Raw genomic sequence first — 20,207 nt, 5'->3', positions numbered from 1 at the left:
CTGACATGGAGGGGAGATGGCGGACTCATGCCGCGAGATGTGACACTCCGTGATGCGCCCGTTGCCGAGTCACGCCATGTGGGGTGCCAGCCACAGCCACAGCGGCACGGTGAGGAAGCTCAGGGGAATGCCAAAGCCCACCATGAGCGCGGCCAGGTCCGGATCCAGCTCATGCTCCGCGGCGAGGATGGCGCCGCTCACCATGGGCGCCATGGCGTTCTGGAGCAGCATGGCCTCACGGACGATGGGAGCCACCGGCACCGCCCACAGCCCGAGCAGCACCAGGGCAGGCGCGAGCACCAGCTTGTAGCCGAGCCCGAGCGTCAGCGCCCCGGCCCGTGAGCGGAGCCCGGCGAGCTGGAGCTGGAAGCCCACCGAGAAGAGCGTGAGGGGCGTCAGCGTCGAGCCCAGCCGCTCCAGCAGCGTCTCCAACCATCCTGGGAAGCTCCACGGGTGCAGCGCCAGCGCGGTGACGAGCGCCATGAAGGGCGGGAACAACACCACCTTTCGAAGGAGCGTCGCCCGGCTGAGCGCCTCGTCCCCCGCGGCGGCCCGCGCGGCGAAGATGGTGGCCAGCGTCGCGAACACCAGGAACGTCCCGAGCTGATCCACCACCACCGCCACGGAGAGCCCTTCGCGCCCCAGCAGCGCCTCCGCCATGGGCAGGCCGACGAACGCCGTGTTGCTCAGCCCACCGGTGAGCACGAGCGCGGCCACGGAGGCCCGTCCCAGCCCCAGGCGGGGCCCCAGCCATCGGAAGAGCCCCACCGCTCCCAGGAAGATGACCCACGGCGACGCGGCGGCCACCACCAGCTCGGGGCGGAACTCCAGCCGGTGCACCACGCGCAGCACGAGCGCTGGCAGGGCCACATTGATGACGAAGGTGTTGAGCACCTGGGCCGTCTGAGGCGGAAAGCGGCCACTGCGCCGGGCGAGCCCTCCCAGCACCAGACACACTCCCAGCAGGCCGATGACGGAGCTCATCCGGACCGGGCCCTCGACCTGCAAGACGTTCCCGGAGTCCGAGCCGGGGCAGCGGGCTCGGGAGGGGGCGCGGACAGCCCTTCCCCGGAGATGAGCGGGCGCTCGCGTTGGAGTTGGATGAGCTCGGCCAGGAAGTGGAGCACGGCACGCACACGCGCGTTGTGCTGCAAGTCACGGTGAACCACCAGCCAGATGTCGCGGCGCAGTGAGGAAACCGGCGGCATCAGCCGACGCAGGGCCGGCTCCCTGTCGCCCATGAAACAGGGCATCAGCCCAATACCCCCCCCGCCGCGGCCGCCGCGACCACCGACAGCAGCGAGTTGCAGCGCACCACCACTCGAGCCGAGGTGGCCACCTCTCCCATCCACCGAGCCTCGGACCACTTCGACGCCGCATCCGCGTGCTCCGGCCCACGGGTGGTGCCGCGCTGTAGGGGCAGGTCAGGCCTCTTGGAGGCTGTCGTCCGCTGACGCATGCTCCATGCCAGAATGGTCTCCCACCCCCTCGCGACGCTCCGCAGCCGGTTCGTGGAGCAGGTGCGCGCCGCTGTTGGGGGGCTGCCCTCCACCTACTGGATTCTGTGGACAGGCACCCTGGTGAACCGGCTGGGCCACTTCGTGGTGCCCTTCCTGGCGCTCTACCTGACCCGCGAGCGTGGCTTCTCCGAGGTCCAGGCAGGCCTCGTCGTCTCGCTGTACGGAGCGGGAACGATGTTCTCCGGGCCGCTGGGCGGCACGCTGGCGGACCGCCTGGGACGCCGCCTCGCGCTGGGCCTGGGGCTGTGGCTGGCCGCGGCGGCCATGCTCTTCCTGGGCTTCTGCCGAGACCCCCTGTGGATCCGCATCGGCGCCTTCATGCTCGGCCTTCTGGGAGACCTGTACCGGCCCGCCGTCTCCGCCGCCGTCTCGGACGTGGTGCCGCCCCAGGACCGGGTCCGGGCCTTCGGCCTGCTCTACTGGGTGGTGAACGTGGGCTTCGCCATCGCCCTGCCACTGGGAGGCTTCGTTGCCCAGGGCGGCTTCCTCACCCTCTTCGTGGTGGATGCGCTCACCACCTTCGTCTACGGCTGCGTCATCTGGCTCAAGGTCCCGGAGACGCTCCCGCAGCGCACACCCTCACGCTCGCTGCTGCCCTCGCCGGCTCCCTTCCGGGACAGGACCTTCATGGCGTTCTGGGTGCCCAGCTTCCTGGTGGCGTTCATCTTCTTCCAGGGTCAGGCGGCGCTCGCGCTGGACCTGGCCTCCCATGGGCTGGGCACGGTGGAGTTCGGCCAGGTGGTGGCCGTCAACGGGGTGCTCATCGTCCTGGTGCAGCCCATCGTCGTGCGCCTCGTCCCGCGGTGGCGACGCTCCGCCGTGCTCGCCGCCTGCGCCCTCTTCACGGGCGTGGGCTTCGGGCTGCACGCGCTGCCCACCACCGTGCTGCTGGCCATGCTCGCCGTGGCGGTGTGGACCATCGGAGAGATTCTCGGCGCCGCGGTCTCTCCGTCGCTGGTGGCGGACCTGGCTCCGCCCCACCTGCGCGGCAGCTACCAGGGCGCCTACGTCATGTCCTGGGGCATGGCCTCCTGCCTGGCGCCCGTGGTGGGAGGGTGGATGCTCGGCCGCTTCGGCGGGCCTGCCCTCTGGCTCGGGTGTCTGGCGGTGGGCCTGCTCGCGGGCGCCTGGCACCTGGCGGTGGCCGACGGCCGGCGACGCCACCTGGAGCAGCTCCGGGCCCAGCAGGCCGTCGTCAGCGCAAGCGTGGATTGACGGGGAGCCATCCCCCGGACGCGGGGGCATGGCGCGCGGGAGAGGCACCTTCGGCTAACGTCTTCAGCCCATGAGCCTGAAGCGCGCCTCCACCGCCCTGCTGTCCATGTGGCTGCTCCTCGCGGGCTGCACCCGTGGCACCTCCCCCGACACCACGCCGCCCACGCCTCCAGTCGCCCCCCCAGCCTCCGCTACCCAGGCGGAGGTGGAGCGCTTCCAGAAGGCCGGACTGAGAGCGCCCATGGCGGCGCTGAGCCAGGTGGACACCGGCCCCGTGGACCTCGCGGAGCTGCGCGACTCGGTGGCGGATCCACAGGTGATCACCGAGGCGCAGGTCGCCGAACTCGAGCACAGGAGCCGAGGCGATGAGCCCTCGGCGGATGGCGCCCAGCAAGAGAGAGAGGAGGGTGGCGTCGTCGGAGGAGTCTCCGGGGGCGTCCTCGGCGGCAGCCTGGGTGGCCAGAGCACAGGGGCTCCACCACCGCCGCCCAGGCCCGCCCGCCGTGCCAGCGCCGCCCCCGCCCCCACCTCTGCCCCAATGATGGAAGCGCGGGCCCCGGAACCGGGCAGCCCCGAGCCCGCGAAGGAGGCGCCGAGCGACGCCTACGACTCGCTCCCCAGGGCTGACATGAAGCCGAAGGCCAAGGGCGGCGGCGGCGATGACAAGGCGCCCACGCCCGTGCTGCCCAAGGTGGAGGCCGCGCCCCGAGCCGCCAAGGTGCTGGTAACGGACGAGTCCGGCCGCTACCAGCCCCTCAAGATGAGGGCGGTGCGCGTGGTGACGTACATCCAGGGCGCTCGGGTGCGCACGGTGGTGGACCACCTGTTCGAGAACGACACCCAGCGCACCCTGGAAGGGACCTTCTTCTACCCGCTGCCCGGTGGAGCGACAGTGGCCGGCTTCGCGCTCTACTCGGGCTCGGTGGCGGTGGACTCTCCCTCGCTCTTCCAGTCCTCGGAGCTGCTGCCTCCGCTGGGAAGCGCCTCGGAGAAGGTGGAGGAGCTGGGAGCCGCCGCGCCACCGAGCCCGCCCGGCGCGAAGCGCTCCTGGGGCGAGCGCCAGGAGGCCCGTGTCGTCGAGCAGAAGCGCGCCCGCGAAGTCTACGAGGACGTCGTCCGGCGCAACGTGGATCCGGCGCTGCTGGAGTGGGCGGGCGCCTCGAACTTCAGCGCGAGGGTGTTCCCCCTGCCGCCGAAGTCCCTCAAGCGCGTGGTCATCGCCTACGAGCAGACGCTGCTCTTCGACGGCAAGCACCTGCGCTACACGTGGCCGCTGCCTCCAGGCGCGGGCAAGGGGCTGCAGGTCTCCGCCCGCGTGCACGTGGACCCGCGCCACGCGGGAGACGTGACGGTGCAGCCGTCCTCGGCGGACAAGCCGCGCACGCTGGGCCCATGGCAGGCGTATGACTTCTCCCAGCTCCAGGGAGACGGCGCCCTGGAGGTGGCGCTGGCCCCCAGAAGCCCGGACGCGGACGTGCTGGTGGGCAAGGACGCGGCGGGCTTGCCGGGCCAGGCCTTCTACGCGCGCGTGCGGCTGCCGGCGCGGTTGACGTCGGGCGCGGACGGTCCTCCCACCGGCCGCGCGGTGCTGGTGGTGGACACCTCGCTCTCGGTGGAGGACGGCAACGCCTGGGCGCTCCAGGCCGCCACCCTGCGCGCCCTGCTGGAGAAGGACGAGACGCTCAGGGAGTACGCGGTGATGCTCTTCGACGTGCGCCCGCGCTGGCTGCACGCTCCGGGCTGGCGGCCCAATGACGCCACGCACCGCCAGCAGACGTTCGCCGAGCTGGAGAACATCTTCCTCGAGGGTGCCTCGCACGTGGACGGCGTCCTGGAGGAGCTGGACACCGCCGGGCGTGACTGGCTCAAGCCGGCCCAGGCGGGCGAGCGGGTGACGGCGTTCCTGCTCTCGGACGGCAATGCCACCTGGGGCCAGGGCCGGGTGGAGGCGCTGGTGGCCAACCACCCGAGCGTCGAGGCGCTGCGATGGATCAGCTACCGCTTCGGCGAGGCGGCGGTGAACCAGGACCTGTTCGACGCCCTGGCGCGCGCCAGCGACGGCCGCGTGGTGAACGTGCTCTCGGGCTCGGAGGTGGACGCCGCGGCCCGGGCGCACCGGGCGGCCTCCGTGCAGCTCTCCCGCGTGGAGGTGAAGGGCTCCGCGGCGAAGGATGTGGTGGTGGCCGGGCGGCCCCGCCTCGTCTTCCCGGGCCAGGAGCTGCAGGTGGCCGGCCGGCTGCCGGGCGACGGCGCGGCGGAGCTCGAGGTGGTGACGCGCGCGGGCCAGGAGGAGCGCGTGCTGCGCGTGCCCCTGCCGCGAGACATGGACAGCCCCTTCGCGCCGCGAGCCTGGGCCGAGCTCTTCGTGTCCCGGCTGGTGTCGCTGGACGACGAGCGGCTGGACCGGATGGTGGTGGCCCTCAGCCAGCACTACCGCCTGGCGAACGCGCGGGCCTCCATGCTCGTGCTCGAGTCCGAGGGCGACTACACGCGCTACTCCGTGAAGAACGAGCAGGTGGACCTGCAGGACCTCGAGGGGCTGCGGCGCAAGGAGGAGGACCAGCGCCGGGACAGGCTGCTGGGCATCGCCCTGGACGAGGTGCCGGACTCGGGCCGCCAGGTGGTGCGCAAGCTGGGTGAGCTGGGCAGCCAGCTCGGCGCCCTGCTGCGCCGCCAGCCCCTGAAGGATGAGCCCTACGCGGGCGGAGACGAGCGCCTCCAGGCCGAGCTGCAGTACCGCAAGGCCCGGCGCGACAACCGCGACGACGTCCTCGTTTACGAGGCCATCTCACGCAAGCGGGCCCTGGCCGGGGACACGTGGGGCGCGGTTCGAGCGCTCTCCTCGCCGGTGGAGCTGCGGCCCAAGGACGCGGAGGCGCTGCGGCTGGTGGGCTACGGCATGCTGGCGCTCGGCCAGTACCCGGCGGCCGCCGAGCTCTTCGAGCACGTGCGGCTCAGCCGCCCCTTCGAGGCCCAGGCCTTCCTCGAGGAGGCGCTGGCGCTCGACGCGGCCGGCCGCTACTCGGAGGCGGCGCGCAACTACGAGCTCGTCCTGGCGCGCTCCTGGCCGCGACACCCGGCGGAGCTGAAGACGGCGGCGGCCTACCACTACTCGCGCATGCTCAACGCGCTGGCACGCCACCCCCGAGCCGAGGCCGCGGCCCCCCTGCTGCGCGCCCGAAAGAGCGAGCTGGCGAAGCTGGCCTACGAGGGAACGGCCATGGACTTCCAGCCGATCGACTACCAGCTCACCACCCACTGGAACTCGGACAACACGGACATCGACCTGTGGGTCATCGAGCCCAATGGCGAGCGCTGCTTCTACTCGCACAGGCAGACGCAGCTGGGCGGCAAGCTCTTCTGGGACATCACCGACGGGCTGGGGCCCGAGCTGTACCACGCTCGAAAGGCGGCGCCCGGGCCCTACCACGTGGTGGTGCACTACTACGGCAACCGCTCACAGCGGTACGTCGTCCCCACGGCCCTGCTGCTGGTGAGTGATCGCGGCGTCTTCACGCCCGAGGACGAGTACCGTCGGCGCTTCCAGGTCCGCATCCTGCCGAAGAACGACGCCCTGCTGCTGCTGCGGCGCGAGGAGATGATCCCCGTCGCCAGGGCTCCGTGAGCCCCGCAGCCGCGCCTCAGGAGGGGATGATGAATGCAGCCATCAGCGCCAGGTAGGCGGCGATGACGAAGAACATCGCGGGGTAGTTCAAGTCACTGTCGTGGATCAGGTAGTTGAAGTTCATGGTGGCCTCCTTCGAGCCCCTCCATCTGGCTCTACGGAACGCCGCTTTTGCGATTGCACCTGACCTCTCGGGTCATGAACCCCTGGCTGGCTGCCTGCCCCCGAGCCTCCGGGCGCCGCCCGAGCCCTCGCTCAGTGCAGGCCGTCCGACGTGCCGATGAGGGTGCGCCGCTCGGACTTCCCCTCCTGGGTGTGGTGGATGTACTCCTCCAGCTGGGCCTCCCCTTCGACGACAGCGCGGATGGCCGCTGCGAACCAGCGCACGCTCTGCCTCCAGCCATCGATGTCGGGCGAGCCGTCCTGGAACAGATCATGGGCCTGCGCCAGGCCCTCCTCGAAGTCGCCGTCCAGCGTGAACGGCAGCTCGAGGTACACGGACTCGGCGATGCGCTCGTCGATGGGCGCGTGCACCCAGACGGACCACTGGTGCTTGGGCGGCGAGGCCTCGACGACGTAGATCTCGGTGACCCGCCGGCTCGGGGAGCCCTTCAGCGTGAGCGAGAGATCCGCCTCGGGAGGCACGAGCATCAGCAGCGAGGGCACCGGCAGCCGAGGCATCTTCCAGGGGTTCTCGGGAGGCGCCTGCCGCAGCAGCGCGGCCACCTCGGGCGTGGGCTCGTAGACGTGGCGTCCGCCCAGGTCATGCGCCACCAGGTGCCACAGGCGCAGCGAGCTCCAGGCAAAGCCCTCGACGGCGCGTGCGTAGCGCTCCTGCGCGAAGGGACCATGGCGCTGGAGCACGCCACACAGGCTGTCCGTCTGCAGGGTGATGTACTCCGGATCCCTGCAGACGGCGCGGAAGCGCGTGTAGCCGACGCGCCGGGTGATGTGCTCGATGACCAGGTAGTGCATGTGCGTGAGCACCCCCTGCGCCTTCTCCCAGGGCAGGCGCCCCTCGTTCATGTCCTCCACCAGGGCGCCCACTCCTCGGTTGATCCCGAAGGCTTGGAGGTAGCGGCGTCCGATCTCCAGGTGTTCCTCATGAGTGACGACACAGCGCTCGAACATCGTCGGTGCGTGGGAAGTATTTCGTGTCACGTAGGGCCTCCTGCGCCCTACCTAGCACGTCGGGTTCCCGAGGGGGAGAAGATTCGACATGCTCCGTCCGTCGCCCGGCTGCCGAGCAACCTGCGAGGTAGGGTGCGGCAACCTCACGGAAACCGGATGCCCCACACCGTGAAGATGCGGCCGCTGCCCGACTCATGCAGCTCGAGCGAGTACTGCTCTCGCAGCTCCCTCTGCCCCGCCTCCAGCTCGAGGATGATCGTGTTCCTGCCCGAAGAAAGAGGCCCCTGCGGCCAGACTCTCAAGGAGCGCAACACCTTCTCGGCCTCGTTCACCAGCAGGACACGTCCCAGGTTCCAGGACGAAGCCTCTGGGATCTGAACTTCCATCCACACGGCGAGCCGCTGGGCAGAGCGGAAGCTGACGGCCCGTGTCACCTTCATGGAAGCGTCAGAACACCGCGGAGACGGAATCACCGCTCCGCGGATCCCGCCCCCATCCATGACCCCAGAGACGAGCAGCCCCGTGAGCCCTTCGTCTCCACCAGGCGTGGAGGAACGCGGCGCAACGGCCCCTTGCGAAGAGGAGCCCTCGGGTGGAGATGGGCGCTCCTGCGCGTGAGCAGGCAGTGAAAGCAGCGGGAGCGTCACGAGGGCCAGGGCCCCGAGGCACGCCCTCAGGACCCACTCCCGCACAAGCCCTTCGCCACTCCAGTTCCCAGGTCTCACGATGGTTTCACCGCTTCAGCGAAGGACCTCTGCACTCCTCACGAGTCCGCCATCAGTCCGCCATCGGCCATTCCCCATTGAGCTCACCCCACACACGCGTGGGGATGAATCGGAGGTCTCCGATACGGACCTTCCCGACTCCCTGCTGCGTGAGAGGCTCCGCGAGGTTGGCGCCCGGGGAAAAAGGGCCCACAGTCGTGAGGTTTGTTTCAGGGTCGTAGGTGAGGGGCGGCTGGCGAGCCATCTCCAGGCACACGGCGTACTTGTCCCCAGACGGTGTCACGATTTGATGGATGCGCCCATACACGCCCGTCTCGCGGACCCAGAGCCGCCCGATGAAGCTGCTTCCTCGCGGCACGCGAGTGGCATGCGGTGGCGCGGTCCACACAATCTGCTCGGACTCACGCACGGTGATGATCGTGTCCACGTCCTCCTTGGCGTACTCGAGGGGCCTGGCGAGGAAGGGACCCGTCCGGAGCTTGATCATGTCCTTCCAGGCCTGATCCGAGCACCGGCCCCCCGAAGGAGGCAGGGGTGGAAGGCTCGCGCAGCCACTCAGGAGCGTGCAGGTAGCAGCGGCGCCGGCCAGGGCTTTGCGCGCGCCCTCCAGTCCTTTCCTGGCGGGCCTCTCGACGGCTGACTCGGGCACCTGCGGAGCCGCTGTCGGCTCCACTTTCTTCTGGGTCTTCACGGGGAACGTTTCCTCTAGCTTCGTCGTGGAAACGACGACCGCGGGGGTTGGCTCCCGAAGCGGGACCGCGGCCCAGAAAGGTTCAGCCCACTCGGCCCCCGGATCCACTTTCTGACCTGCAAGGTTGGATGATTTTTGTCCCACCCCTGAGGTTGTGTGGGTTTGCGTTTGTACAGGCGGTGGCTCGACGCTGCTTTTCCCCAGCCACTCGCGAGGAGAGAGCCCCGTCAGCGCGACCACCCCCCAGACCGCCAGGGCTCCAGCAAGCGCGGCCAGGAGGTGACGTCGCCAGGAGCGCTTCTCCTTCCGAGGAGCGCTCGGCGCGGGCACGAGCGCCTTCGCGGGCGCAGGCGCCTCCTGTCCCTTCTCCGCCTCCTGAGCGGGAGCATCCGGCTGCTTCAGCTTAGGAGCCGTCGCGGTCTTCGGGTCCGTCGGCCACTCGGGCAGGCAGACCCGGCGTGGCTCGGCCGCGTCGCCCTGCTTCCACTTGAAGAGCTCCGTCTCCACGGCCGGAGAGCCGGCGAAGGTGAGCGAGCCGATCAGCGCCACATGGGCCGCCCCACAGGACGGGAAGCGGTCCTGGGGCCTCTTGGCCATCATCCGCAGGATGACCTCGTCCACCGAGCGGGGCACACGCGGGTTCACCGCCGAAGGAGCCGGAGGCATCAGCGACTCGATGGCTCCGAACAAGACCTTGCGCTCCAGGTGCGGGGGAAAGGGCCAGTGCCCCGTGAGCACCCGGTAGGACGTGACGCCCAGCGCATACTGGTCATCCGCGGGCGAGTACGCGTAGCGCTGCCCGGCCCTCCCGCCGTGCTTGCGCCAAAAGGCCACGGCCTCCGGCGAGCGCAGGTGCGGGGTGCCGGGGGCCAGCCCCTGGGTGGTGAGGTTGTCGGCGCCCTCGTACCAGCCCACCCCGAAGTCGATGAGCACCGGCTTGCCGTCGGTGTCTCGGACGAGCAGGTGCTCGGGCTTGAGGTCCCGGTGCAGCACCCCATCGGCGTGCAGGTTCTCCAGCGTGAGGGCCACCGCGGCCAGCTTCTCGACGACGGACCGGACCGTCGGGTTGTGCGTCTCGGCCCAGGTGTCCAGCGCCAGCCCCTGCACCCAGTCCATGATGAAGTAGAGGTAGCCCGTCACCGGGTGGGGCCAGCGCCCGAAGGCGTGCAGCCGCACCACGTGGGGGTGGACCGCCCGCGTCAGCAGCAGGGCAACCTCCCGCCCGGTCCGCTCGTCCACCAGGCTCCGAGCCATCTTGAGAGCATAGAACTCACCGGGTCGGAGCACGGACTCCACCTGGTAGGCGGCGCCGAAGCCTCCCGCTCCCAGCCGCTCCCGGACGCGCCAGCCGTTCACCTCGGTCCCGGGCAGCAGCGCCTCGGGGGCGACCTGGAAGTTCTCCGCGTGTACGACCATTCAGGCGTCCCTCCTGCGTGGGACGCCCAACCTAGCAGGTCTGTGACTCTACAAGTAGGGCCTGACGCATCCAACGTGCTCCGTCACCCGCCCCCTGGAGCCGACAGCCCGGATTTACTTGCCGAAGATGGCCTCCGGGCGTTGCAGGCCACGCGCCTGCGCCACCGGCTGGAGGATGTCCGCGGGGGGCTTGTCCGCGGTCAGCAGCAGCACGCGCACCGCCGTCTCCACCACGTCCTCGGCGCCGGGCCGCACCATGCCGCGCCGCGCGTCCTCCAGCCGCTTCTGGCGGTACACGTCGAAGCGCTCCATCACGCGCCGGGCCAGGTCTCCCATCGCCTTGTCGCCCACGTCCACGCGCAGCTCCAGCTCGGTGCGCAGCTGCACCGGGTCCGCCAGCACGCCGTACCGGTCATAGCCCTTGTGGCTGAAGTCCTCGTGCGCCACGTCATAGTCCTGCGTCACCGGGGCCGGCGCCGCCTGCGCCGCCAGCAGGTCCCTCAGCACCGAGGTGACGGTGGCCTTCACGGTCAGCCGGTGCAGCTCCACGTCGTAGACGAAGTCCGAGTACATCGGCTCGTCCACCGTCATCGGCTCGCGGAACACGAGGTCCCTGGAGCGGGTGACCTCGCGCCGCTGCGACTCCGCCTGCTCGAGCATCCCATCCAGCTGCTTCTCCAGCTGCAGCACCACCGCGGCGTTCGAGGCCAGCAGCTGCTCCTCCTGGCCGCACTGCCGCGTCGCGCAGCCCGCCGGGTTGCACTCCTCGGGCACCTGGCCGGGCTTCTCCAGGTCGCTGGCCGCCTCGCCGCACCGCTGGATGAGCTCCAGGCACACCTTGCGCTCGCGCTCCCGGCAGCGCTCGGCCGTCTGGCGCACCGTGTTCAGCTCCGCCTGCCGGCGCAGATACTCGCGCAGCGCCCCGGCCTGCTTGCGCTCCACCTCCTCCATCGTGCGCTCGGCCTGCAGCAGCCGATCCTCGTACTGACGGCGGCGCGGGTTGGGCACGGAGCGGTTGCCGGCCAGGTACCGGTGGCTGCGCTGGGACTGCTCCACCGCCTTGAGGGGCAGCACGCGCTCCAGCGTCAGGTCCAGCTTCACGCCCACCTTGGACTCGGGGGCATCCGTCACCACGCGGATGGGCAGCTCCTTGGGCAGCATGGACGCCAGACGCCCGGCGCCCAGCCGCTGCACCACGTCCGGCGACTGCGCCTTGTCCTCCACCGGCGTCGTCACCACCAGGAAGGCCACGTCGTCGCGCAGCTTCTGGCGCACCGCCTCGGCCCGCTCCCGGGCCGCCGTGGCGCCCACCCGCTCCTGATCGGCGCGCAGGTACGCCAGCAGCGCGTTGCCCAGCTTGCCGCCCTCCTCGAGCTGCTGCCCCGTCTTGAACCAGCGCCTGGCCCACGCCACCTGCACCTGGTCCACGCCCTTGCGCGCCGCCGGGTGGTCCGGCGACACGGCGAGCACCGCGTCGAACTCGGCCCGCGCATCCTGCAGGCGCTCCTCCTTCAAGGCCTTCTGCGCCGCCTCCACGCGCGCATCCAATGTCCGTGTCAGCAGCGCTCGCGCGGGCTCGTTCTCCCCGTCCAGCTCCAGGGCCCGGACGAGCAGCTTCTGGGCGGCGGGCAGGTCTCCGGTGCCGTGGATGCGCTCGGCCTCCGCGTACACCTCCTGGCTCCAGTCCTTGCGCATGGCGCGCAGCTTCACGGTGACTTCGGAGGCCTCGGGGTCCACGGCGAGCGCGCGCAGGTAGGCGGCCTCGGCCTCGGCCCACTTGCGCTCGGAGGTGAGCTGGTCACCCTCCTTCACGGCGCGGCTGAAGGCGGTACAACCGCTCAGGGCGAACAGGACGCACAGGGCCAGCAGCGCCAGGGGGCTGCGAGCGGGAGTCGGACGCGATCGGGCAGGCGTGAACACGGGCGCATCTTCCGCAAAAGCGCGCTCCGGGTGAAGGAATGTGCGCATTGCCCGGCTGCTCGACGAGCAGGGTTGGCAACGCCCGCGTAACGAGGATAAGAGGGAGCCGCCAAGGAGGGCCCCCATGCCCGTACCCATCCGGCTGTACTCGGACTTCGTCTGACCCTTCTGCTTCATCGCGGAGCAGAGCAGCCTGGTCAGGCTGCAAGCAGAGTATGACGTGGAGCTGGACTGGCGGGGCTTCGAGCTTCGCCCGGAGACGCCCAAGGGCGGCATCCTCGCGGAGAAGCTCTTCCCGGGCCGCTACGACGCCATGGTGGCCCGCGTGGAGCAGGTGGCCCGCATGTTCGGCATCACCACCATGCGGCGGCGCGAGCTGATGAACAACACGCGGCGCGCCATCGCGCTGGCCGAGTGGGCGCGCGACCAGGGCAAGCTGCACGCCTTCCGCGAGGCGGCCATGGAGGCCTACTGGCACCGGGGCGAGAACCTCGAGGATGAAGAGGTGATCGGCCGGGTCGCGGAGCAGGCAGGGCTGCCGGCCAGGCAGGCGCTCGCCGCCATGGACGCTCCGGAGTACCAGGCGCGGGTGGATGCGCTGCGGGCCGAGGGCAACTCGCTGGGTGTCAGCGGCATCCCCACCGTCTTCGTGGGCAACCTCCGGGTGGTCGGCGCCCAGCCGTACGAGGTGTACGCGGACGCCGCGCGGCGAGCGGGCGCGAAGCCCCGTTCCTAGGGCCTCCCCTCCGGAAGGTTGGGCGGAACTGGCCGGTTGAGAGAGACGTACCTCCTCGGGAATGACGCGACGCACCAGTCGTTGGTCCGTGTGCAACCGAGGGGATCCAACCGAAACGCGAGTTACCGAACATGCCCTGCGCTCAGCCGCGTCCCACTTCCTTCCGCCTTCCTCGGCGGGCGGAGCAGTTCCGCATCGAGGAGCACCGCAACGTCCACTGCCGGCACTACAGCGCCTGCGTGGATGTCGCCGTGCACGAGGACTGGGAGAGCTTCACCTGCGCCAAGTGCCCCCTGTTCCAGCAGGACAAGGCCCCTGGAGCGGACTCCTACGCCTTCAACCAGCCGGCCGATCCCGGCCGACCCTGAACGCCTGCCTGCCCCCAGCGGGCAGGCGAGCAACAGCCGCCCCCGAAGTGAGGGAACGCGGCCAGGAGACACGGAGGTTGTAGTGCGTCGGCAGGCACGAGCATCGGACCTCGGCCCTGCGTGAGCCCTCCGTGTCCGTGAATGAGGTGAGCCCCCGCATGTCGCGCCCCGTGGTCGTCCTGGCTGAAGATGATGGCGACGTGCGCGAGACGGTGACGGAGCTCCTGGAGCAGGCGGGCTACCGCGTGGTGCCCTGCCCCACCGCCTTCGAGGCACTGCGCGCCTTCTTCACCGAGCCCCGGGTGGATGTGCTGCTGCTGGACTGGGTGCTGCCCGACATCCAGGGCAGGGATTTGATCCGGCTGCTCCACAATCAGCGCGAGCTGGCGGACCTGCCCGTGGTGCTCACCACGGGCGTGGACCTGGAGCTGCCCAGCTTCGAGGGAGCGGTGTGCCTGCTGCGCAAGCCGTTCTCTCCGTCGGAGCTGCTGCGCATCCTCCGTGCCCTCACCCACCCGCGGGGAACCTCGCCCTCCAAGGCGAGCACCTGCCAGGTGGCCTGAGCCCTGGGGCCTGTGCGCTGCCACACGCTCGGCGCTCGCCGCCTGTGGAGTGGTGTACGCCCGGGTGCCGCCACTGTGGGCTGGCCCACGCATCCCGCGCATCCAACGCTGTGGTAGCCGCGTGTGGGTGAATACTGGTGGCACAGCCACGGACCCGCGGTGGGCCGTGCTGGAACCGGTGTGAACGAACAACGCGTCGAGAGCTGGATCGAGCTGCAGGAGGCGCTCTTCTCGGGCTCGTGGAACGAGCAGATCAGCCGCTTCCGCCCGAGCATCGCCTTCCGCGGCGTGCCCGCGTCCGCGCATGACCTCTCCACCTCGCTCAACCGCCACGAGGGGGCCTTCGCCGCTCACGAGAGGGATCTGCTGCGCGCCTTCCGCAAGTACGCGCGCGGAGGCAGCCGGCCCTGCGAGACGGTCTGGGACTGGCTGGCGCTGGCGCAACACCACGGGCTGCCCACGCGGCTGCTGGACTGGACGTTCAGCCCCTACGTCGCGCTCCACTTCCTGACGGAGCACCCGGAGCAGTACGACGTGGATGGGGCGGTGTGGTGCGTGGACTACCACGAGACGAACCGGCTGCTGCCGAAGCCCCTCCAGGCCCAGCTGCGCGAGGAGGGCGCGGACGTCTTCACCGCGGAGATGCTCGCGGCGGTGGCCACGGATCTGCCGGCCTTCGACCGGCTGACGAAGCACCCCTTCGTGCTCTTCTTCGAGCCGCCGTCCCTGGACGAGCGCATCGTGAACCAGTTCGCGCTCTTCTCGGTGATGAACGGCCCGCTGCACCGGCTGGACACCTTCCTGGAGAGCCAGAAGAAGGGCGTGCGCCGGCTCATCGTCCCGGCCTCGCTCAAGTGGGAGGTCCGGGACAAGCTGGACCAGGCGAACGTGACGGAGCGCGTGCTCTTCCCGGGCCTGGATGGCCTGAGCCGCTGGCTCAGGCGCTACTACAGCCCGCCGAAGCGCTGAGCGGCCCCGAGCCCTCAGGCCTCGAGGTAGCGGTCGTGGATGGGATGAGGCGTGTCGGTGGTGACGTCTCCCCCCAGTCCCGCGCGCCGCTCCAGCTCGGCACGCATGAGCAACTCCTTCTCCCGCTCGCGCCCACCCGCCCCCAGCAGGAGGGTGACCACCACCAGGCCGAGGAAGAGAAGGATACCCAGCACCATGGACCAGACGACGAGCATGATTGGACCTCGCTTCGAGAAACCATGGGCCGTCATGGCCCCGACACGCGAAGGATGGGGATGATCCGCGGGCGTGTCCGGTCTCCTGCCCGCGTCCCGCCTGCCCGCCTGCCGGGTATACGGGCTCCTGCCGCGCGCCGCCTCGTGGACTACCGGGCGCAGCTGGGCGTGAAGTGGAGCAAGGAGCACCTGGCCGAGGCGCTGCCTCAGGCGGTCGTCGCGTAGCGCGGCAGGCTCATCGAGAAGCGCGTGCCGTCCGCCTCGGTGGACGTCACGCGCAGCGTGCCCCCGTGGGCGCGGACGATCTCGTGGGTGATGTAGAGCCCCAGTCCCAGGCCCGTGCGGGCCGCGCCGCGCTTGCTGTCCACGCCGCGCACGAACGGATCGAAGATCTGGGGCAGCCGCTCCGCGGGGATGGGCAGTCCCTGGTTGTGCACCTGCACGCAGATGCCCTCGCCCTCGTCCCGGGCGGACACGCCCACCGGGCTGTCCTCGGGCGAGTACTGCACCGCGTTGCCCACCAGATTGGAGGCGGCCTGGGCGATGCGGTCCGCGTCCCAGTCGCCCCACCCGTTGCCCGACACGTCCAGCTCCAGGCGCCGCTGCGGGTGCGCCACCTCCAGCTCCTCCACCACCTGGCGCAGCACGTCGTGCACGTTCATCCGCGCCCGGTTCACCGGGTAGCCGCCGCCCAGCCGCGCCCGCGTGAAGTCCAGCAGATCGTTGATCATCCGGGCCATGCGGTCCGAGGAGATGGAGATGCGGTTGATGGCCTTGCGCTGGGGCTCGGTCAGCCCGCCGTAGCGCAGCAGCAGCCCCGCGTTGCCGGAGATGGCATTGAGCGGGTTGCGCAGGTCATGCCCCAGCACGGCCAGGAACTGCTCGCGGAAGAGCGCCGTCTGGCGCTGGGCCTCCTCGCGCTTGAGCCCCTCCTCCACCCGCTTGCGCTCGATGGCATAGCGCAGCGCGCGCACCAGCAGCTGGCCCGTCACCTGGCCCTTCACCAGGTAGTCCTGGGCGCCCTGGTGCACCGCCTGCACCGCGAGCTGCTCGTCATCCGTGCCCGTGAGCACCACCAGCGGCACCGCCGGCGCGGCCTGCAGCAGCCGAGAGATGTTTGCCAGCCCGTGCCCGTCCGGCAGGGAGAGGTCCAACAGCACCGCATCCAGCTTCGACTCGAGGGCCACCCGCTCCGCCTCCGCCAGGCGCATCACGTGCAGCATCTCGATGCGCACGGAGGGCACCTCCCTCAACTCTTCCTGGATGAGCCGGGCGTCGGCGGGGTTGTCCTCCACCACCAGCAGACGCAGGGGCTGTTCTTGCGGAGCCATGGCGCTCAAGCTTTCGGGGGGAGCCGCACCACCGCGAGCCAGAAGTCATCGATGGAGCGCACCACGGAGATGAACTGCTCCAGGTCCACCGGCTTGGTGATGTAGCAGTTGGCGTGCAAATCATAGGTGCGGAGGATGTCCTCCTCGGCCTTCGAGGTGGTGAGCACCACCACGGGGATGCGCCGCAGCATCGGATCCTCCTTGATCTCGGCCAGCACCTCGCGCCCGTCCTTGCGCGGCAGGTTCAAGTCCAACAGGACCAGGTCCGGCCGCGTGGCGTTGGAGAAGTTCCCCTGGCGCCGCAGGAAGGCCAGCGCCTCCACCCCATCCTTCGCGACGGAGAGGTTGTTGCGGACCTTGCCCTCCTTGAGGGCCTCGATGGTCAACCTCACGTCGCCCGGGTTGTCCTCCACCAGGAGGATCTCGATGGGCCTGCCATGCTCTTCGAACGTCATTCCTGGGAGTCCTTGGGGTTGGCGCCGGCCATGGGGGCCGCCGGCAGGGTAAACCAGAACGTGGAGCCCGCGCCGGGCCGGGACTCCACGCCGATGCGCCCTCCGTGGCGCTCGACGATCTTCTTGCAGATGGCCAGCCCGATGCCGGTGCCAGGGTACTCCTCGCGGCCATGCAGGCGCTGGAAGATGATGAAGATGCGGTCGAAGTACTGCGAATCGATGCCGAGCCCCTCGTCCTTCACCGTGAAGCGCCACCAGTCCGGGCCCTGGGGCTGGGCTGACACCTCCACCTTGGGTGGGGCCTGGCCGTGGAACTTGAGCGCGTTGCTGAGCAGGTTCTGGAAGAGCTGGGCCAGCTGCGTCTCATCCGCCAGCACCCGGGGCAGCGGGGCCACCGTCAGCTCGCCGCGCGTCTCCTCGAGCGTGGCGCGCACGTTGTCCACCGCGCGCTGGAGCGCCTGGCCGGCATCGCAGGGGCTGAGCTCGCGGCCTCGGGTGCCCACGCGCGAGTAGGCCAGCAGATCCTGGATGAGCCGCTGCATCCGGTTCACCCCCTCCACCGCGTAGCCGATGAACTCGTCCGCGTCCGAGTCCAGCTTGCCCCGGTAGCGCCGCGCCAGCAGCTGGGTGTAGCTGGCCACCATGCGCAGCGGCTCCTGCAAATCATGCGAGGCCACGTAGGCGAACTGCTGGAGCTCCTCGTTGGAGCGGGCCAGCTCCTGGGCGTGCATCCGCAGGGACTCCTCGGCGCGGCGGCGCTCCACGCCCTGGGTGATGATCTCGGCCACCGCCGCGAGCACGTCGAGCGTCTCGTGAACCAGGGGCTCCGTGCCATAGACGGCGAACACACCCACCAGCTGCTCGCCCAGCACCAGCGGGTAGCCGGCGAACGACACCAGCCCCTCCCGGAGCACCCACTCGGGAGCGCTCGCCGCGGGCTCCTTGCGCAGCGCGTTGGTCGCGTACGGGCGGCGCTCCCGCGCGATGCGCCCGACCTTCGACTGGCCCAGGGGGATGCGGGCGTGCTCTCCCGGCGGCTGGGTGCCGCGCCCGGCGCTGGCCCACAGGCGCAGCTCGGCGCTGTCCCGGTCGAGCAGCCACACCCGCGAGAAGGCCATGTCCAGGTGTCGCACCACGGCCTCGCACGCCGTCTGGAGCATCTGGGCCTGGGGGCCCGGCCTGGCGAGCGCGGCGCTCACGTCCGCGCGCAGGGCCTCGTGGCGCCGGGCGCGCTGCTCGAGCTGGAGGCTCCGGGCGGCGGACTCGGCCTCGCGCTGCGCGGTGAGATCGATGTTGATGCCCACCCACTCGCGCACGGTGCCGTCGGCGTTGCGCACGGGCACCGCTCGCGCCAGCGTGATGCTGTAGCCACCGTCTGCCCGGCGCAGGCGGTACTCGGTCTCGTAGGAGCGCCCCCGCGCCACGGCGTCCGTCCACGCGCGCCGGGCGGACTCGCGATCCTCGGGGTGGATGGCGCTGAGCCAGCCGGTGCCCTTCCACTCCTCGTGGGTCTGTCCGGTGAAGGCGCGCCAGGAGGGCGATTCCTCCACGATGGAGCCATCCGGCCGCGTCACCCACACCGCCTGGGCGGTGGCGGTGACGAGCGAGCGGAAGCGCTCCCCGGCGTGCACGGACTCGCGGTAGAGCCGGGCATTGTCCACCGCCATGGCGGCGCGGTGGGCGAGCTGCTCGGCGAGGGCGAAGTCCTCGGAGGTGAAGCGCCGCCGGGACTCGGCGGTGACGAGCGTGAGCGCCCCCAGGGTGCGCCCCCGGGCGGTGAGCGGCAGCACCATGGCCGAGCGCAGCCCCAGCTCGCGAGCGATGCGCAGGTGCTCGGCGTCCCGCGAGCCCGCGACCAGGAGCTCGTCGGGGATGTCCGGGAGGAACTCCGGCCGGCCGGTGCGGATGACCTCGAGCACTCCGCGGGGATCCTCCGGGCGCGGTGGGTAGCGCTGGCGCAGCTCCTCGGCGTAGCGCACCTTGGCTGGGTCGACATGGGCCACGCCGAGCTGGCGCGTGGTGCCATCGTCGTTGACGATCTCGATGGCGCACCAGTCTGCGAGGCGAGGCACTACCAGCCGCGTGAGGGCGGAGAGCGTGGCCTCATAGTCCAGCGACGAGGAGGCCAGCAGGGAGCCCGCCGCGGCCAGGAAGCTCATGGACTCGGCGGCCCGCTTCTGGTCATCGATGTCCGTGCAGGTGCCGAACCACTTGACGATGCGGCCGGTGTCGTCGCGCACCGGGTGGGCCCGGCCGAGGAACCAGCGGTAGACGCCATCATGGCGGCGGCAGCGGTACTCCGTCTCGTAGAGCTCGCCGGTGCGCAGCGAGTGGTGCCAGCGCCGCAGCGTCTCCGGCATGTCCTCCGGGTGGAAGGGGCCCTGCCAGCCCTCGCCGTGGGACTGGCCCGGGGAGAGGCCGGTGTACTCGTACCAACGCCGGTTGTAGTAGTCGTGGAAGCCGTCCGGGCGCGTGGTCCACACGAGCTGGGGAATGCTCTCGGCGAGCTGGCGGAAGGCTTCACTCACGGAGCCACCTGACGCGCCCTCTGGCGGAGGATCTGGGAGCATCTTCGTGACCGGGCCGGACGAGTGGGTATCCATCGGTGACTCGACGGTAACAGCGTGGCTGCCCTGGTCCCTTTCAGCCGAGAGCGCCCTTTTCGGCAGGAGACAATTGCTCTGAAGGACAGGTGCCTCCTGGGGGAGCGAGACACCAGGCCTCTGTCGGAGTCCGGCTTGCCGTCCTGGGGAGCAGGCCTACGCCAGTCGACAGAGCAGGCAGCCAGGGCTGGCGCTGTACGTGGCCCCCGAGCAGAACGAGCCTCAGGAGAGGAGTCCCATGGCCAAAGCAACGTGGAACGGCATCGTGCTGGCGGAGAGCCAGCGCTATGAGCTGGTCGAGGGCAATGTCTACTTTCCCCCAGAGTCCGTGCAGCGCGAGCGCCTGCGTGCGAGTCCCACGCACACCACCTGCGCCTGGAAGGGCGTGGCCAGCTACTACGACGTGGTGGTGGACGGGCAGGTGAACAAGGACGCGGCCTGGTGCTACCCGGAGCCCAAGGAGGCGGCCCGTCACATCCGCGATCACGTGGCCTTCTGGAAGGGCGTGCGGGTGGAGAGGTAGTGCCGGAGGGCTCGTTCAGCCCCGGAGCCGCTCGGCGACCCGGTAGAGCTGGGTGAGGGAGTAGTCCACCAGGGCCTGCGCCGAGCGCATGGACCGGTGGGCGCGCGCGAATGGCAGCCACACGCGCGGGCCCACGCGCACCTGTGCCTCTTCCAGCTTCTTGCGTGGAATCCACTGTCCCCCGAGGTGACGCACCAGCAC

At 70.4% G+C, this 20,207-nt stretch carries 18 protein-coding genes and 1 pseudogene; 8 read left to right on the top strand and 11 right to left on the bottom strand.

The features are described from left to right. Positions 1 to 69: 69 nt before the first annotated feature. The gene (locus KY572_RS13100) at positions 70 to 984 is read right to left on the bottom strand and encodes an AEC family transporter (protein WP_224242928.1); all 915 of its coding nucleotides are present in this window, start codon (positions 982 to 984) and stop codon (positions 70 to 72) included. A 268-nt stretch (positions 985 to 1,252) separates the two neighbouring features. Further along, positions 1,253 to 1,459 carry a hypothetical protein gene (locus KY572_RS13095; RefSeq protein WP_224242927.1) on the bottom strand — a complete coding sequence of 69 codons (207 nt, stop codon included), beginning with the start codon at positions 1,457 to 1,459 and terminating at the stop codon, positions 1,253 to 1,255. Positions 1,460 to 1,472: 13 nt separating this feature from the next. Here KY572_RS13095 and KY572_RS13090 point away from each other — a divergent pair, with 13 nt between their 5' ends. Further along, a complete protein-coding gene (locus tag KY572_RS13090) occupies positions 1,473 to 2,735 on the top strand; it encodes an MDR family MFS transporter (RefSeq protein WP_224242926.1) in 1,263 nt (420 codons plus the stop codon). Positions 2,736 to 2,805: 70 nt separating this feature from the next. After that, the gene (locus KY572_RS13085; protein WP_224242925.1) at positions 2,806 to 6,360 is read left to right on the top strand and encodes a VIT domain-containing protein; all 3,555 of its coding nucleotides are present in this window, start codon (positions 2,806 to 2,808) and stop codon (positions 6,358 to 6,360) included. Between the two features lie 255 nt (positions 6,361 to 6,615). Here KY572_RS13085 and KY572_RS13080 read toward each other — a convergent pair whose 3' ends face one another. The 4 genes from KY572_RS13080 to traC form a co-directional block, all read right to left on the bottom strand. Then, the gene (locus KY572_RS13080) at positions 6,616 to 7,521 is read right to left on the bottom strand and encodes a hypothetical protein (RefSeq protein WP_224242924.1); all 906 of its coding nucleotides are present in this window, start codon (positions 7,519 to 7,521) and stop codon (positions 6,616 to 6,618) included. A gap of 113 nt (positions 7,522 to 7,634) precedes the next feature. Then, positions 7,635 to 8,138 (bottom strand): DUF2381 family protein, encoded by a 504-nt coding sequence (locus KY572_RS13075; RefSeq protein ID WP_224243329.1) that lies wholly within the window; start codon positions 8,136 to 8,138, stop codon positions 7,635 to 7,637. Between the two features lie 130 nt (positions 8,139 to 8,268). After that, complete coding sequence (locus KY572_RS13070) at positions 8,269 to 10,323, bottom strand: serine/threonine protein kinase (protein ID WP_224242923.1); 2,055 nt, start codon at positions 10,321 to 10,323, stop codon at positions 8,269 to 8,271. 114 nt (positions 10,324 to 10,437) lie between these two features. Further along, positions 10,438 to 12,291: an outer membrane exchange accessory lipoprotein TraC gene (traC, locus tag KY572_RS13065; RefSeq protein WP_224242922.1), complete on the bottom strand. Its 1,854-nt coding sequence runs from the start codon at positions 12,289 to 12,291 to the stop codon at positions 10,438 to 10,440. A 127-nt stretch (positions 12,292 to 12,418) separates the two neighbouring features. Here traC and KY572_RS13060 point away from each other — a divergent pair, with 127 nt between their 5' ends. The 4 genes from KY572_RS13060 (at position 12,419) to KY572_RS13045 (ending at position 14,879) form a co-directional block, all read left to right on the top strand. Further along, positions 12,419 to 12,979: a DsbA family oxidoreductase gene (locus tag KY572_RS13060; protein ID WP_224243328.1), complete on the top strand. Its 561-nt coding sequence runs from the start codon at positions 12,419 to 12,421 to the stop codon at positions 12,977 to 12,979. A gap of 131 nt (positions 12,980 to 13,110) precedes the next feature. After that, positions 13,111 to 13,347, top strand: coding sequence for a hypothetical protein (locus KY572_RS13055; RefSeq protein WP_224242921.1), 237 nt, complete (start codon positions 13,111 to 13,113; stop codon positions 13,345 to 13,347). Between the two features lie 158 nt (positions 13,348 to 13,505). Continuing rightward, positions 13,506 to 13,910 (top strand): response regulator, encoded by a 405-nt coding sequence (locus KY572_RS13050; protein ID WP_224242920.1) that lies wholly within the window; start codon positions 13,506 to 13,508, stop codon positions 13,908 to 13,910. A 180-nt stretch (positions 13,911 to 14,090) separates the two neighbouring features. Beyond that, the gene (locus tag KY572_RS13045) at positions 14,091 to 14,879 is read left to right on the top strand and encodes an FRG domain-containing protein (RefSeq protein WP_224242919.1); all 789 of its coding nucleotides are present in this window, start codon (positions 14,091 to 14,093) and stop codon (positions 14,877 to 14,879) included. A gap of 14 nt (positions 14,880 to 14,893) precedes the next feature. Here KY572_RS13045 and KY572_RS13040 read toward each other — a convergent pair whose 3' ends face one another. Further along, entirely contained in the window at positions 14,894 to 15,094 is a 201-nt protein-coding gene (locus KY572_RS13040) for a hypothetical protein (RefSeq protein ID WP_224242918.1), read from the bottom strand. Positions 15,095 to 15,118: 24 nt separating this feature from the next. On the opposite strand from KY572_RS13040, the gene KY572_RS13035 reads away from it, so the two are divergent. Beyond that, positions 15,119 to 15,319, top strand: coding sequence for a hypothetical protein (locus tag KY572_RS13035; protein ID WP_224242917.1), 201 nt, complete (start codon positions 15,119 to 15,121; stop codon positions 15,317 to 15,319). On the opposite strand, the gene KY572_RS13030 is transcribed toward KY572_RS13035, so the two are convergent. Genes KY572_RS13030 through KY572_RS13020 form a run of 3 tightly spaced genes read right to left on the bottom strand, consistent with a single transcriptional unit; the run spans position 15,301 to position 19,450 of the window. Further along, entirely contained in the window at positions 15,301 to 16,425 is a 1,125-nt protein-coding gene (locus tag KY572_RS13030) for an ATP-binding response regulator (protein ID WP_224242916.1), read from the bottom strand. The two genes, KY572_RS13035 and KY572_RS13030, sit on opposite strands and share 19 nt — an antisense overlap. A gap of 5 nt (positions 16,426 to 16,430) precedes the next feature. Then, positions 16,431 to 16,880, bottom strand: a complete 450-nt coding sequence (locus KY572_RS13025) for a response regulator (RefSeq protein ID WP_224242915.1) — start codon at positions 16,878 to 16,880, stop codon at positions 16,431 to 16,433. Next, positions 16,877 to 19,450, bottom strand: coding sequence for a PAS domain-containing protein (locus tag KY572_RS13020; protein WP_456077668.1), 2,574 nt, complete (start codon positions 19,448 to 19,450; stop codon positions 16,877 to 16,879). Before KY572_RS13020 ends, KY572_RS13025 begins: the two co-directional genes overlap by 4 nt. Before the next feature lie 271 nt (positions 19,451 to 19,721). On the opposite strand from KY572_RS13020, the gene KY572_RS13015 reads away from it, so the two are divergent. Next, on the top strand, positions 19,722 to 20,006 hold the full coding sequence (locus KY572_RS13015) for a DUF427 domain-containing protein (RefSeq protein ID WP_224242913.1): 285 nt from the start codon (positions 19,722 to 19,724) through the stop codon (positions 20,004 to 20,006). Positions 20,007 to 20,021: 15 nt separating this feature from the next. Here KY572_RS13015 and KY572_RS13010 read toward each other — a convergent pair. Then, positions 20,022 to 20,207: pseudogene (locus tag KY572_RS13010) on the bottom strand (hypothetical protein); the annotation flags it as partial.

The sequence above is a fragment of the Hyalangium gracile genome (assembly GCF_020103725.1).
GTDB lineage: Bacteria > Myxococcota > Myxococcia > Myxococcales > Myxococcaceae > Hyalangium > Hyalangium gracile.
The sequence above is the reverse complement of the archived record's forward strand: the minus strand, read 5'-3'. Positions and strand labels throughout refer to the sequence as shown.